This window comes from Micromonospora sp. DH14 (genome assembly GCF_029809455.1).
Lineage (GTDB): Bacteria > Actinomycetota > Actinomycetes > Mycobacteriales > Micromonosporaceae > Micromonospora > Micromonospora parva.
The window spans coordinates 23,342-38,175 of record NZ_JARVKT010000016.1; the positions used below are offsets into that span (position 1 = coordinate 23,342).

A 14,834-nucleotide genomic window follows, 5' to 3' on the forward strand; every position below is an offset into this window, starting at 1 on the left:
GCGACACCTAGTCGGCTCGGCCGGCCCGCGCCAGCTCGTCGTCGAGAGTGTCCACGTCCTCCGACTCGATGGCCGGCTGGTTGCCTTCCTTCAGGTCCTCGTTGGGGCGGATCACCAGGTAGAGCAACCCGATCCAGAGCGCGGAGAGCAGGATCGCGCCCATGAAGTCGGTCGGGTGGTGCATCCCCCGGTACATCCGGGAGGTGGCCACCCCGACCGGCATGATCACGGCCAGCGCCACGAAGACCCACCGCCACCACCGGTCGGTACGCGGGAAGACGATGAGGGTGATCGCCAGCCAGATGCAGATCGTGGCCGCGATGTGCCCGGACGGGAACGACGAGGTGGGCATCTGCCCGTCCAGGTTCTCCACCCGCGGACGCGGCCGGTCGACGACGTGCGCCGACGCCAGGAAGAGGGTCAGCTCACCCACCATCGCCAGCGCCACGAAGAGCACCGGACGCCAGCGCCGCCACACCGCCAGCACCAGCGGGCAGAACACCAACGAGATCAGCAGGATGGCGTGGGTGTCACCGAACTTGCTCCACCACCAGCTGACCTCGGTCAGCGCCCCGGTGTGCCGCTCGGCGAACCACTGCGGCACCTCGGTGTCCAGGGTGTCGAAGAAGGTGCCCTTGGCGTGGTAGCTGACGTACATGCCGAAGGCGTACAGCGCCCCGAACACGATCACCCAGCCGACCAGCAGCTCGGCCACGGCGGAGCGGGGATGGGCCAACACGTGTTCCTCGGCCGGGGCGGGGGCGATGTCGTGCCCCGCCTCCGGCTCCAGGCCCTCGGTCAACGGCGGCACCGGCCGGCCCCGCTCCCGTCGCCACAGCCGGAAGGCGTATGCGGTGACGCCCAGCCAGGCGGCCCCGAGCAGCCAGGCGCCCAGCACGTCGGAGACGAAGTGCACGCCCAGCGCGATCCGGGTCAGGCCGACCAGCACCACCAGCAGACCGACGCCGACGATGGCCGGCTTGCGCCAGCGGGGCGCCATCGCCGGTAGGAACACCAGCAGCAGCGCTCCGTACGCGACGAACGAGCCGAGCGCGTGCCCGCTCGGGAAGCTGTTGCCGGGCGCGCTGGCGATCGGCACGTCCACCACCGGGCGGAGCCGACCGACGAGCGCCTTCAGCGACGGGTCGAGGATCAGGCCACCGACCCCCGTGATGATCAGGTAGACGGCGAGTCGGGGTTGCCGCCGGATCAGCAGCCCGACCACGGCGATGGTGACCAGCCAGATGAGGATCGGTCGACCGCCCAGGTCCGTCACCGCCTGGAGCACGGTGACCAGCGCGTGGTGCGGGGCGACGAGCCCGTTGAACCACTCGGCGAGCGCGTGGTCGGCGTCCTGGAGCGGGCTCCACCGCACCCGGACGAGCAACAACAGCAGCCCGAAGGCCACCCCGGCGCCGGTGACGGCCACCAGGCCGGCAATGCTCCGTTCGGCGAAATGACCGATCGGACGGTGTGCCACCTCTTTGACCGCGGCCACCCCGCACCTCCCTTGTCTGTCTGGCGAGGCGCTTTACCCGATCCGCGTCCGTCGTACACGCCGGTGCCGCTAGAGGGCCGACATGTCCCCGGTGTCGTACAGTTCGGCGCGGTCCGGGTCGGGCTCCCACAGGTCCGGTTGGGCGGGCTCCTGCACACCGATGCGCAGCGCCTCCAGTTGGGCGGCGAAGGCCAGCCCACCGAAGAGCGCCATCCCGGTCAGGTTGGCCCAGAGCAGCAGCGCCATCATGCCGGTCAGAGCGCCGTAGGTCTGCCCGAAACCGTCGCTGAAGCGCACGTACGCGGCGAGCAGCAGGCTGGCCAGCCACCACAACGCCGTGGCGGTGCCGGCGCCGAAGAACAGCCAGGACAGGCCGGGCTGGTTGCGGCGCGGCGCGTGTCGGAACAGCACGGCGACGGCGACGACTGTCAGCCCGAGGCTCAGCGGGAAGCGGATCACGTCCCAGATGCCGTTGGCGACCGCGCCCCACTCGTAGTGTTCGCGGACCGACTCGCCCATCGCACCGCCGCCGACCAGGATCAGGAAGCCGGCGAGCGCGGGCACGCCGGCGGTGACGGCCAGGACGGCCGCCCGCAGGTACTTGCGCAGCGCCGGACGGTCCCGCTCGACGCCGTAGATGCGGTTGGCGCCCCGCTCGATCTGGGCCATCGTGGTGGTGAGCGCGAACAGGCCGGTGAGCAGACCGAGGGTGAGCGCCACCTCCCCGGCGTCCTCGACGCGTTCGCCCTCCCCGAGCAGCTCGGCGACCATCTGCGAACTCTGGCCGGGGGTGAGCGCCAGGACGGTGTCGGCGACCACCTCGCCGCCCTCCGCGACACCCAACTCGCTGATCAGGCCGGTGAGGGCGATCAGGAACGGCACCACGGCGAGGCAGAGTTGCAGCGCGAAGGCCCGGGAGTGGCTGAACCCGTCGCCGTAGCGGAACCGGATGAACGCGTCCCGCAGCAGGTGCCAGCCGCCCTGCCGGCGCAGCGTGTGCCAGGCGTCGTCGGCGGAAAGCTCCTCGTCGGCCATCAGCCGGGTCTCCGGCACGATCCGCGTGCTACTCACGGCGTGCTTCCTCGATCAGCTGCTCGCCCCGCTCCCCGGCGCTCTGCACGTCGACGGCCAGGTCGGGAGCGTCCTCGGGCTGGGGGACGCAGAGCCACAGCGCCTGGGGCCGGACCTCCGCGCGCAACTGCCGGCCCGGGGCGATCAGGTCGCCGTCCAGCTCCCGGGGCTGCGCCCGGTTGCTGCTGATCACCACGCGTCGGCCCCGGAACACCTCCATCCGGGGCACCTCGCCGCGGCGGCGGATCACCGCCCAGCCGAGCGCGAGCCAGTGCCGCAGGTTGCGTGGGGTGAGCACGGCGACGTCGAGCCAGCCGTCGTCCGGCTCCGCCTCGGTCAGCAGGGTCAGGCCGCCCTGCAACCGGCCGACGTTGGCGATCAGGACCGACCGGGCCCGGCGGCGCACCGGCGGCCGGTCGTCGATGCGGATCTGCACCCGCATCGGCCGGTCCCGCAGGTGACGGGCGGCACCCATCACGTACGCCGGCCAGCCGATGCGGGCCTTGGTGGTCTCGGAGGTGGCGTCGAGCATCTGGGCGTCGAAGCCCATGCCGGCCATCACTGTGAAGTACTGATCCTCGACCGCGCCGACGTCGAGCAGCCGTCGGCCGCGTTCGACAGCGACCTGCAACCCGGCGGCCAGGTCGGTGGAGAGCCCCAGGTTGGCGGCGAGCAGGTTGCCGGTGCCCTGCGGCAGCACGGCGAGGGCCACGTCGGTGCCGACGAGCGCGCTGACGCAGGACATCACGGTGCCGTCACCGCCGCAGGCGAAGACCAGGTCGACGCCGGCCTTGACGGCCTGCTCGGTCTGACCGCGACCCGGGTCGTCGGCTGTCGTCTCGTACCACTGCGGCGCGGGCCAACCGGCCGCGGCCAGGGCGTCGTCGACGGTGCGTCGCAGCTCGTCGAGATCGTCGACCTTCACCGGGTTGACCACCACGGCGGAGCGCAGCCCGCCGTCGCCGCCCGCGGGCCGCCTGTCCTGTCCAGCATCCACGGCGCCAGTGTGCAGCACCCGGACGGCTTCAGCGACCCGGCGAACGGCCGGCGTCGGAAGTGCCACAGACAGGTTTCAACACGGTTCCACCCGTCAGGCCGCCGCCCGCAGCGCGACCTCCACCCGCCGGCGCAGATCGTCGAGGTCGACTCCGGACTCGGTGAGCGCCAACGCGCCCAGCCCGCCGCCCTCCCGCAGCACCCCGAGCAGGATGTGCTCGGTGCCGATGTGGCGGTGGCGCAGGCGCAGAGCCTCCCGCAGGGACAGCTCCAGCGCCTTCTTCGAGCGGGGCGAGAACGGGCCGCCGAGGTAGCGCTTCCGCCCCCAGCGGCGGCGCGGCGCCGGCACCGCTTCCCGTAGTGCGTCCGGGCCGAAGGACTGCTCGATGCGGGCCACGATCGCGGCCAGGTCGATGCCGATCTCCCGCAGGGCCGCCGCGTCCGCGTCGCCCAGACCGGCGCCGCCGCTGACGGTGTGCCGGCGGATGCGTTCGCGCAGGTCGTCGGCGCGCACCCCGGCGTCGGCGAGCACCCGGCTGGCCAGCCCGTTGTCGTCGGCGAGCATGGCGAGCAGCAGGTGCTCGGTGCCGACCGGCCGTTGCCCCTCGGCCCGTGCCTCCTCCAGCGCCCGTCGCACCACGTCGCGCGCCCGGTCGGTGAACCGTTCGAACATCACGCCTCCCAGGATGAGTTGACCGCCGGTCGCCCGGCGTGCTTCTTGTGCACTGCCTGTCGGCTGACCTCGAGCGTGTCGGCGATCTCCTGCCAGGACCAGCCCTGTCGTCGGGCGTTGTCCACCTGGACCACCTCGAGCCGCTCGAGCAGCCGGCGGAGCGCGCGGACGGCGCGGAGCCCGACCCGGGGGTCGGTGCTGCCGGCTGCCGCCGCGAGTTCTGTCGCCTGACTCATGCTGTCAACATACGTTGACAATCCTGCCGTGTCAACCCTGGTTGACGAACGGGTGCCGCCTGCCGCTCCCTACTTGACAGCGCTATAGCTAGCCGTTATCCATTAACGATCTAGACGAAGGACGTGCGTGGTGCAGGACGTGGTGCTGGCCATGCTGGCCAAGGAGCCGGCGCACGGATACGAGCTGCGCAGGCGGCTCCGTGCCGCGCTCGGCCCGCTGGGCGAGGCGATGAACGCCGGGCAGATCTACGTGACGCTGACCCGCCTGGGCAAGGCAGGGCTGGTGACCTCGCAGCGGGCCGAGGGCCTGCCGGACCGGCCCGAACGCCGGGTGTACGCGCTGACCCCGGAGGGGCAGCAGCGGGTCGCCACCTGGCTGGCCGAAGTGAACTGGCCGAAGCCGGACCTCGCGGAGTTTCACCTCAAGTTGGTGGCTGCCGCGACCGCCCGGCTGGCAGATCCGGTGGCCCTGGTCGACGCGCAGCGGCGGGAGGTGCTGCGCCGGCTTCGCGACGCCCAACGGGCCGCGCTGGACCGGTCGGTGGATCCGGTTGCCGGGTTGCTGCTCGAGGGTGTCGTGTTGCGGCTGCGGGCCGACCTGGCATGGCTGGAGGCGTGTGAACGCGTGTGGGCTGAACATGATCCGACCGGACGGAAGGCGGGGGCGTGACCGGGTCGACGGTGTTGCGGGCGCGTGGGCTGAGCATGCTGTACGGCGGCGAGCGCGCGCTGGTCCGGGCGGTCGACGAGATCGACCTGGACGTGCCGGCCGGACAGTCGCTGGCGGTGATGGGGCCCAGCGGCTGCGGCAAGTCCACCCTGCTGTATCTGCTCGGCGGGCTGCAACGTCCGACCGACGGGCAGGTGTGGCTCGGCGACCGTCGGATCGACACGATGAGCGAACGCGCCCTGGCCCGGCTGCGGCGTGACAACCTCGGGTTCGTCTTCCAGTCGTTCCAGCTCATGGACGAACTCACCGCGGTGGAGAATGTGGAGCTGGCCGCGCTGCTGGCCGGCCAGTCACCGGGGCGGGCCCGCAAGCGGGCGATGTACCTGCTGGACCGGGTGGGGCTGGCCGACCGCGCCAGGCACCTGCCCTCGGCGTTGTCCGGTGGGCAGCGCCAGCGGGTCGCCATCGCCCGCGCATTGAGCAACGAGCCGCTGGTCGTGCTGGCTGACGAGCCCACCGGCAACCTGGACAGCGCCGCAACCCTGGACGTGCTGCGGCTGTTCGAGGAGCTGCGCACCGCAGGACAGACCCTCGTGGTGGTTACCCATGACCCCCGCATCGCGGCGGTCGCCGACCGGGTGATCGCCATGCGTGACGGCGCGTTCGTCGACGACAACCGACTTGCCAGCGCCACCACCGGCACCCTCTACGACGGGCGGCGCTGACATGGCCGGCCGCCTCCTGCTCGTCTGCCGGCTGCTGATGCGGGACCTGCGCCGCCGCCGAACCGAAACCATCCTGCTCCTGACCGCGATCACCGCCGCCACCGCCACACTGACCATCGGCCTCAGCCTCAACGAAGTCGCCGACCGGCCGTACCAGCAGACCCGGACCGCCACCGCCGGCCCAGACGTGATCGTGACACCCCGGGTCACCGGCCAGGCCGCACTGGACGAGCTCGCATCGCTGACCACCGGGGCCGGCGTCACCGATCACAGCGGCCCCTTCCCGATCGCCTACCTGACGATGACAGCGGGCGGCAAGTCCGCGCACACCGTGGTAGCGGGCCGGAACACCACACCCGCGTCGATCGACCGACCCGCCGTGACCGACGGCACCTGGGTACGCCCCGGCGGCGTGGTCGTCGAGCGCGCCTTCGCCGACGCCCTCGGCATCCGCACCGGCGACACGGTCGACATCGGCGGCCACCTGTTGCGCGTGATCGGGACCGCCGTCACCGCCGCGAGAGCGACGTACCCCTACGCCGGGTGGCACTACCCCGGGAGCGTCCTGGTCGAGCGCGGCGGCCTGGTCTGGGTCGACCACAGCGACATCGCCACGCTCGCGGGCGGCCAGCCGCTGTCGTACACCCTCAATCTCAAACTCGCCGACCCGGCAGCCAGCAGCACGTACCCCATCGGCGACCAGCTCACCACCTGGCAGGCGATCAGCTACCTCAACGGTCGGCTGTACAGCGACGCGCAGATCGCCCTACTCGTCGGCAGCTGGCTGCTCAACGGCCTTGCGCTGGCCGGCGTCGCCGGCATCGTCGCGGGCCGGATCATCGGGCAGCGTCGCCGGGTGGGGCTGCTCAAGGCCGTCGGCGCCGGACCTGCCATGATCGCCGCCGTCCACCTCGCCGAGTACCTCGCGATCGGGCTCGCGGCCGCCGCGACGGGCCTGGTCACGGGCTGGCTCGCCGCACCTGCGCTGATCCGCCCCAGCGCCGGACTCATCGGCTCCGTCAACGCCCAGCCACCCGCGCTGCGCATGGTGCTCGCCGTCACGGTCCTTGCTCTCGCGATCGCTGTGGCGGCGACTCTGGTGCCGGTGTTGCGCGCCGCCGCCACCAGCACCGTTCACGCGCTTGCCGACACCGCCACACCACCGCGTCGCCGGCGGTGGCGCATCTGGCTGTCGCGGCGGCTGCCCACCGCCCTGCTCATCGGGGTGCGTATCAACGCGCGCCGGCCGCGCCGCGCCCGGCTGGTCACCGTGAACACCCTGATCACCACGACCACCCTCGTCGGCATTCTCATGGTCAACTCCCAGGCGGTGCACTTCGACCTCGGCTACACCGAACTCGCCAATCCCCGGGTGGAACGGGGCGAGCAGGCCACGCTCGTGCTCACCGTCGTGCTCTGCGTCCTTGCGCTCATCAACGCCGTCGTGAGCGCCTGGACCGCAGTCCTCGACGCTCGGCAGCCACTGGCCGTCGCGCGGACGCTCGGTGCGACGCCCGCGCAGGCCGGCCTGGGCCTGGCGGTGGCGCAACTACTTCCCGCCATACCCGGCGTCGCCGTGGGCATCCCGGCCGGCGTCGGGCTTGTCACGTTCGTCAGCACCGGCGAGGTCCAGTACCCACCCCACTTCTCGCTGCTCGCCACCGCGCTCGGAGTCCTGCTCGCCATCGCCGCGCTCACCGCCATCCCCGCGATGGTTGCCACCCGGCGTCCGGTCGTGGACACATTCCGGTCCGCACCGACCTGACCGCCGAGCCACCCGATCCCGCCCGCCACCGTGCCCTTCCGACTACCCTCGGTCAGGGACAGCTTGGTCGTGCCGGGCGCGACGCCCGGGAGGTGATATCGGATGGCCGCACCCGCCGACGCAGCGGTGCTGGTCGGCCTCGGGTCGGATCTCGACCTCCCGGTCGTCGAGCAGGCCGCGCAGGAGGCCGCCGGACAGGACCGGCCACTGCACCTGCTGCACACCTTCGACTGGCACGCGGCGTTCGCCGCGGACACCGTCGCCGCACCCCGCGACCAGGCCGAAGAGCTGATCGCCCGCGCCGCCCAACTCGCCCACCAGAGCGAGCCGGGGCTGACCGTACGCGGCGAGATCGTCGAGGGCTCCATGCTGCCCACCCTCATCCGTCGCTCGGCGGGCACCTTCCTGCTGGCGGTCGGCGACAGCGGCATGGCCGGTAGCGGCCAGTGCATTCCGGCCGAGACGACCGCCGTGCAGTTGGCCGCGCGGGCCGACTGCCCCCTGTTGGTGGTCCGGCGGGAGCCACCGCCGCAGGGTCCGGTGCTGGTGGGCGTGGACGGTTCACCCAGCTCGAACCTCGCCCTGCGGTGGGCCGTGCGGTGCGCGGCCCACCGGAATGCCCGACTGCTGGCGCTGCGGGTGGTCGAGTACGACGAGGACACCGACGCGGTCGCCGAGCAGCTCGGCGAAGCACTGGCCGAGCACGCCGACCAGCACGGCGCGGTGCCGACCGAGTGCCGCGTGGTACGCGGCGACCCCGCGGAGGTGCTGATCGACACGTCCCGCAACGCGCAGGTGGCGCTGGTCGCCGCCCGCGGCGACGAACCGGGCCGGGCCATGCTCGGCGCGGTCGCCCAGTCCCTGCTGTACCACTCACCGGCCCCGGTTGTCGTCGTCCGCGGCCTGGCCGAGGCGCCACTGACCGGGCCAGGTGCCCGGCCGACGCGGGACCAACGGCCCTGACCCGAGTCGTCCACACCGACCAGGCTGAACACCGGACGCCCCACACCTACCGCGAGAGGCACCATGATGGACACCGCTCTCGACGTGCACCGCGCCCTCACCGACGACGAGCTGCGCCGGCTGGACGCCTACTGGCGGGCCGCGAACTACCTCACCGTCGGGCAGATCTACCTGCTGGACAATCCGCTGCTGCGGGAGCCGCTCACCCCCGACGACATCAAACCCCGCCTGCTCGGGCACTGGGGCACCAGCCCCGGCCTCAACCTGATCTACGCCCACCTCAACCGCGTGATCGTGGCCCGCGACCTGAACGCGATGCTGGTCACCGGCCCCGGCCACGGCGGCCCGGCCATCGTCGCCAACACCTGGTTGGAGGGCACCTGGTCGGAGCGCTACCACGACGTGGCACGCGACGAGGTCGGGATGTCCCGGCTCTTCCGCCAGTTCTCCTTCCCCGGCGGCATTCCCAGCCACGTGGCGGCGGACGTGCCGGGCTCGATCCACGAGGGCGGTGAGCTGGGGTACGCGTTGAGCCACGCCTACGGCGCCGCGTTCGACCACCCGGACCTGCTGGTGGCCTGCGTCATCGGCGACGGCGAGGCGGAGACCGGGCCGCTGGCCGGCAGTTGGCTCTCCGACGTGTTCCTCAACCCGGCGCGCGACGGCGCGGTGCTGCCCATCCTGCACCTCAACGGCTACAAGATCGCCAACCCGACCGTGCTGTCCCGGATCCCCGAGGCCGACCTGCTCGACCTGATGCGCGGATCGGGCTACCAGCCGTACGTGGTGTCCGGCGACGATCCCGCCCAGGTCCATCGGACCCTCGCCGCGACGCTCGACCGCGTGCTGACGGAGATCGCCGAGATCCAACAGCGGGCCCGCTCCGGCGGTGTCGTCGAACGGCCCCGCTGGCCGATGATCATCCTGCGGACGCCGAAGGGCTGGACCGGCCCCCGTGAGGTCGACGACGTCCAGGTGGAGGGCACCTACCGCGCCCACCAGGTGCCGCTGTCCGGGGTCCGCGACAACCCGGCGCACCTGGCCGAACTGGAGCGTTGGCTGCGCAGCTACCGACCGGAGGAGCTGTTCGACGCCACCGGCGCGCCGGTGCAGGAGCTGCTGGCGCTGCCGCCGCGCGGTGACCGGCGGATGAGCGCCAACCCGGTCACCAACGGCGGCGTGGTGCTGCGCGACCTGACCCTGCCGGACTTCCGCGACTACGCGGTGGAGGTCCCCGAACCGGGTACCCCGATCGCCGGCGCGACCGGGGTGCTCGGCCCGTGGATCCGCGACGTCATCAGCGCCAACCCGGAGACCTTCCGGCTGTTCGGCCCGGACGAGGTCGCCTCCAACCGGCTGGGCGCCGCGTTCGAGGTGACCGACCGGGCCTGGGTGGCCCCCACCGTGCCCGGCGACGACCACCTCTCCCCCGACGGGCGGGTCATGGAGGTGCTCTCCGAGCACCTGTGCCAGGGCTGGCTCGAGGGTTACCTGCTGACCGGCCGGCACGGCGTGTTCACCAGCTACGAGGCGTTCATCCACATCGTCGACTCGATGCTCAACCAGCACGCCAAGTGGCTGAAGGTGACCCGGGCCATCCCCTGGCGCCAGCCGATCGCCTCGCTGAACTACCTGCTGTCCAGCCACGTCTGGCGGCAGGACCACAACGGCTTCTCCCACCAGGACCCGGGCTTCATCGACCACGTCGTCAACAAGAAGGCCGAAGTGGTGCGGGTCTACCTCCCACCGGACGCGAACACGCTGCTCGCCACGATGGACCACTGCCTGCGCAGCCGGCACTACATCAACGTGGTGGTGGCCGGTAAGCAGGCCGCGCCGAACTGGCTGACGATGGCGGAGGCGATCCAGCACACCCGGCGCGGCCTGGGCATCTGGGAGTGGGCCAGCAACGACGGCGGCACCGAACCGGACGTGGTGCTCGCCTGCTGTGGCGACGTGCCCACCCTGGAGACGCTGGCCGCCGTCGAGCTGCTGCGCCAGAACCTCCCGGATCTGAAGGTGCGCCTGGTCAACGTGGTCGACCTGATGCGGCTCCAGCCGGACACCGAGCACCCGCACGGTCTGACCGACAGAGAGTTCGACACCATCTTCACCGAGGACCGGCCCGTCATCTTCGCCTACCACGGCTACCCGTGGCTGATCCACCGCCTCACCTACCGCCGGACCAACCACGAGAACCTGCACGTGCGCGGTTACAAGGAGGAGGGCACCACCACCACCCCGTTCGACATGGTGATGCTCAACGATCTGGACCGCTTCCACCTGGTCATCGACGTCATCGACCGGGTGCCCGGGCTGGCCACCAGCGCCGCGCACCTGCGTCAACGGATGATCGACGCCCGGCAGGCGGCCCGCGACTACACCCGCCAGTACGGCGAGGACGACCCCGAGGTCGCCGAGTGGCGCTGGATCCGCGAAACCGACCCGACCACCCCCTGAAGGAGGACGACGTGCGCGACGCGGAGATCCTGGTTGGCTACGACGGCTCCACCGACGCCTCGTTGGCCCTGAACTGGGCGGTGCAGGAGGCGCGGCACAGCGGCCAGCCGGTGCGGCTGGCGTACGTCTTCGAATGGCTGACGGTGGCCGGTTGGGTCGGCCCGGGGGTGGCGCCCGGCGTGTGGCCCGACGACACCGCCCGCCGGCAGGTCGACGAGCTGGTCCGCAAGGCCGCGGCGGACGCCGCCGCGGCCAACCCCGGGTTGCAGATCACCGGCGAGGTGTACGACGGGCCGCCCACGCTGGTGCTGCAGGAACGCTCGGCCGAGGCCGGGCTGCTGGTGCTCGGCAGCCGGGGCCACGGCGGGTTCGGCGGCCTGCTGGTCGGGTCGACGGCGGTGTCCGTCGCCGCGCACGCCCACTGCCCGGTCGTGGTGGTCCGCGACGGGGTCGGCAGCGCCGCCACCGACACGTCGAGCCGCCCGGTGGCGGTCGGGGTGGACGGCTCGGAACCCTCGCTGGTGGCGCTCGGCTTCGCGGCCGAGCGGGCGGTGCAGCGGCAGGTGCCGTTGCGCGTCCTGCACGCCTGGACACCGGGCCCCGGCGGGGCTGCCGGGGTGCCCGACGAGCGGGCCGCCGTGGAGCAGGCGCTGGAGCCGTGGCGACGGACCTTCCCCGAGCTGCCGATGACCGTCGACCTGGTGTCGACCAGTCCGGCGGCGATGCTGATCGAGGCGAGTCGGGAAGCACTGCTGGTGGTGGTCGGCAGCCGGGGCCGCGGCGGGCTGGCCGGCATGCTGCTCGGCTCGGTCAGCCAGCAGCTCATCCAACACGCCCACTGCCCCGTCGCGGTGGTCCGCGAACGCTGAACACCGCGGGCGTAACGACCCGGCGGGGACGGGACCTGTGGCCCTGCGGGGACACCACCGAGTGTCGCAGGATGAGGCGGCAACCCCGGCGCGGCGGCGCGCCGTGCGGCACGATGAGCAGAGACGGAAAGGTCGTGACCATGAGTCAGGAAAGCCAGCTGACCACCGCGCTGGCGGAGGCCGCCGCCACCGCCGGCCACGCCCCCTCGGTGCACAACACCCAGCCGTGGCGCTGGCGGGTGCTGCCCGACGCGTTGGAGCTGCGCTCCGTCGCCGACCGGCAGCTCGCCGCCAGCGACCCCGACGGGCGACTGCTCGCCATCAGCTGCGGCACCGCCCTGCACCACGCCCGACTGGCGCTGGCCGCCGAGGGGTGGCGCGCCGTGGTGGAACGGCTGCCCGACCCGGACGACAGCGAGCTGCTGGCCCGGCTGACCGACCTCAGCCACACCACGGCCGACCCGGACGCCATGCGCATGGTGCAGTGCATGCAGGTGCGGCACACCGATCGCCGGCCGGTCAGCGACGAGCCGGTGCCGCCCACGGCGATCCAGGAGATCACCCGGGCGGTCAGCGCGGAAGGCTGCCGGTTGCAGATCCTCGACCGCGACCAGGTGCTGGAGCTGGCCGCCACCGCCGGGCACGCCGACACGGTCGAGGCCGAGGACACGGAGATGCGTACCGAGCTGGCGTACTGGACCAGCCGGGCCGGCTCGGGCACCGGTCTGCCGGCGGAGGTGCTGCCCGAGCAGCCCGCGCAGACCACCGTCCCGGGGCGGGACTTCGGTCGGCCCGGCAGCCTGCCGGTCGGTCCCGGGCACGACCGGATGGCGGTGTACGCGATGCTGCACGGCGACGAGGACGAACGGGACAGCTGGTTGCGCGCCGGCGAGGCGCTCTCCGCCGGTTGGTTGACCGCCACCCGGCTCGGCGTGTCGGTGGTGCCGCTCAGCGCGGTGGTGGAGGTGCCGGGCACCCGGCAGACCCTGCGTCAGCTGCTCTCCGGTATCGGCTTCCCGTACCTGGTGCTGCGGTTGGGCATCGCGGATCCGACCCGGTCCGGCCCGCCGCACACGCCACGGTTGACCACCGCGCAGGTGGTCGACACCTCGGCCGTCCGCTGACGGGCCCTGACGACGGGCGACGCCAGCGCTACCATCCCCCGATGACCAGCAACGCCCCGTCGCCCCGGCAGGAACCGTCCACGACACCGTCGCTCGGGCTGAGCCCGCTGTCGCGGGTCCGTCTCGACGAGCTGCTGCAGGAGATGCTGGTCCGCGTCGGTGAGGTGGTCACCAGCCGGGAGCGGCTGCGGGCCCTGCTGGACGCGGTGGTCGGCATCGGCACCAACCTGGATCTGCGTACCACCCTGCAACGCATCGTGCAGGCGGCCTGCGAGCTGGTCGGCGCCCGGTACGGCGCGCTCGGCGTGGTCGGCCCGGACCGGCTGCTGCACGACTTCATCGTCCACGGCATCACCCCCGAGCAGCATGAGCAGATCGGTGACCTGCCGCACGGGCGGGGCGTGCTCGGTCTGCTCATCGACGACCCCCGCCCGCTGCGGATGCCCGACATCACCCAGCACCCCCGCTCCTACGGCTTCCCGGCCAACCACCCGCCCATGCACAGCTTCCTGGGGGTGCCGGTCCTCATCCGCGACCAGGTCTTCGGCAACCTCTACCTGGCGGAGAAGCAGGGCGGCGCGCAGTTCACCGAGGACGACGAGGAGATCGTCGTCGCGCTCGCCGCCGCCGCCGGCGTGGCCATCGAGAACGCCCGCCTGTACGCCGTGGCGCACCGGCGGCAACGCTGGCTCGCCGCCACCGCCGAGATCACCACGGTGCTGCTCGGCGAGGTACGCCGTACCGACGCGTTGGCGTTGGTCGCCCGCCGGGCCCGCGAGGTCGCCGAGGCCGAGCTGGCGTTGGTGCTGCTCTACGACAGCGACACCGAGCACTTCTCGGTGGAGGTTGTCGACGGCGCCGACGCGCAGGCCCACCCGCTGGTCGGCGCGGTGCTGCCCGCCGCCGACACCAGTTTCGGCGCGACCGTCGCCGAGGGCCGGCACGACCAGGTCGACGATCTGGCGCACGCCGCGCCGTGGCCGGCGCTGCTGCACACCGGCCCGGCGATGATCTCACCACTCGCCACCGCCGAAACCCTGCACGGCGTGCTGATCGTGGCGCACCGGCCGGAGCGCGGCGGGGGTGCCAGCGAGGAGGACCTGGCGCTGCTGGGCAGCTTCGCGGGGCAGGCCGCGCTGGCCATGGAACGGGCCCGGGGCCAGGAGGAACGGGAACTGCTGGTGGTCCTGGAGGACCGGGAGCGCATCGCCCGTGACCTGCACGACGTCGTGATCCAACGGCTCTTCGCCACCGGTCTGCAACTGCAGAGCGCCGCACCGATGGGCCGCCCGGAGGTGGCCAAGCGGATCAACGCCGCCGTCGACGATCTCGACGCCACCATCCGGGACATCCGCCGGACCATCTTCGAGCTGCGTACGCCGATGACCTCGGAGCTGCGCACCGAGATCCGGGCGGCGATCGAGGCGGCCGCCGAGTCGCTGGGTTTCAAGCCGCATCTGGAGCTGGCCGGGCCGGTGGACAGCGCCGTGCCCGACGCCATCCGTCCGGACCTGACCGCGGTGCTGCGCGAGGCGCTGTCCAACGTCGTCCGCCACGCCCAGTGCACCCGCGTCGACGTGGCCGTACGCGTCGACGCCGGCCACGTCACCGTGACGGTCAGCGACAACGGGGTGGGCTGCGACCCGGCCGCCGCCCGGGGTGGTCTGGTCAACCTGCGCGAACGCGCCAGCCGTCTCGCCGGCACCTTCACGATCCTCGGCGTCGAACCGCACGGCACCGAGCTGCGCTGGACCGTGCCGCTGCGCGACTGACCTCCGCGACCC

Annotated in this window: 13 protein-coding genes; 8 read left to right on the forward strand and 5 right to left on the reverse strand. The window is 72.5% G+C overall.

The genetic code is table 11. From position 1 onward, the window contains the following. Window positions 1–7 precede the first annotated feature (7 nt). From QCZ28_RS20935 to QCZ28_RS20955, 5 genes are all read right to left on the reverse strand, one after another. Entirely contained in the window at window positions 8–1,498 is a 1,491-nt protein-coding gene (locus tag QCZ28_RS20935) for a phosphatase PAP2 family protein (protein WP_279518228.1), read from the reverse strand. Between the two features lie 69 nt (window positions 1,499–1,567). Then, window positions 1,568–2,569 (reverse strand): YihY/virulence factor BrkB family protein, encoded by a 1,002-nt coding sequence (locus tag QCZ28_RS20940; protein WP_279518229.1) that lies wholly within the window; start codon window positions 2,567–2,569, stop codon window positions 1,568–1,570. Next, window positions 2,562–3,566 (reverse strand): diacylglycerol kinase family protein, encoded by a 1,005-nt coding sequence (locus tag QCZ28_RS20945; RefSeq protein ID WP_279518230.1) that lies wholly within the window; start codon window positions 3,564–3,566, stop codon window positions 2,562–2,564. Before QCZ28_RS20945 ends, QCZ28_RS20940 begins: the two co-directional genes overlap by 8 nt. A 93-nt stretch (window positions 3,567–3,659) precedes the next feature. Then, a complete protein-coding gene (locus QCZ28_RS20950) occupies window positions 3,660–4,238 on the reverse strand; it encodes a Clp protease N-terminal domain-containing protein (protein ID WP_279518231.1) in 579 nt (192 codons plus the stop codon). Then, on the reverse strand, window positions 4,238–4,474 hold the full coding sequence (locus tag QCZ28_RS20955) for an HTH domain-containing protein (protein ID WP_030336062.1): 237 nt from the start codon (window positions 4,472–4,474) through the stop codon (window positions 4,238–4,240). The genes QCZ28_RS20950 and QCZ28_RS20955 overlap by 1 nt, the downstream gene beginning before the upstream one ends. Before the next feature lie 127 nt (window positions 4,475–4,601). On the opposite strand from QCZ28_RS20955, the gene QCZ28_RS20960 reads away from it, so the two are divergent. From QCZ28_RS20960 to QCZ28_RS20995, 8 genes are all read left to right on the forward strand, one after another. Continuing rightward, complete coding sequence (locus QCZ28_RS20960; RefSeq protein ID WP_279518232.1) at window positions 4,602–5,144, forward strand: PadR family transcriptional regulator; 543 nt, start codon at window positions 4,602–4,604, stop codon at window positions 5,142–5,144. After that, window positions 5,141–5,869, forward strand: a complete 729-nt coding sequence (locus QCZ28_RS20965) for an ABC transporter ATP-binding protein (RefSeq protein WP_279518233.1) — start codon at window positions 5,141–5,143, stop codon at window positions 5,867–5,869. The genes QCZ28_RS20960 and QCZ28_RS20965 overlap by 4 nt, the downstream gene beginning before the upstream one ends. A gap of 1 nt (window position 5,870) precedes the next feature. After that, window positions 5,871–7,634, forward strand: a complete 1,764-nt coding sequence (locus QCZ28_RS20970; RefSeq protein ID WP_279518234.1) for an FtsX-like permease family protein — start codon at window positions 5,871–5,873, stop codon at window positions 7,632–7,634. Window positions 7,635–7,736: 102 nt separating this feature from the next. Then, a complete protein-coding gene (locus QCZ28_RS20975) occupies window positions 7,737–8,597 on the forward strand; it encodes a universal stress protein (protein WP_279518235.1) in 861 nt (286 codons plus the stop codon). Between the two features lie 66 nt (window positions 8,598–8,663). Next, window positions 8,664–11,057, forward strand: a complete 2,394-nt coding sequence (locus QCZ28_RS20980; protein WP_279518310.1) for a phosphoketolase family protein — start codon at window positions 8,664–8,666, stop codon at window positions 11,055–11,057. An 11-nt stretch (window positions 11,058–11,068) separates the two neighbouring features. Beyond that, window positions 11,069–11,926 carry a universal stress protein gene (locus tag QCZ28_RS20985; RefSeq protein WP_279518236.1) on the forward strand — a complete coding sequence of 286 codons (858 nt, stop codon included), beginning with the start codon at window positions 11,069–11,071 and terminating at the stop codon, window positions 11,924–11,926. A 140-nt stretch (window positions 11,927–12,066) separates the two neighbouring features. Next, window positions 12,067–13,050 carry a nitroreductase gene (locus QCZ28_RS20990; RefSeq protein WP_279518237.1) on the forward strand — a complete coding sequence of 328 codons (984 nt, stop codon included), beginning with the start codon at window positions 12,067–12,069 and terminating at the stop codon, window positions 13,048–13,050. A 41-nt stretch (window positions 13,051–13,091) separates the two neighbouring features. Beyond that, the gene (locus QCZ28_RS20995; protein ID WP_279518238.1) at window positions 13,092–14,822 is read left to right on the forward strand and encodes a GAF domain-containing sensor histidine kinase; all 1,731 of its coding nucleotides are present in this window, start codon (window positions 13,092–13,094) and stop codon (window positions 14,820–14,822) included. Window positions 14,823–14,834 lie beyond the last annotated feature (12 nt).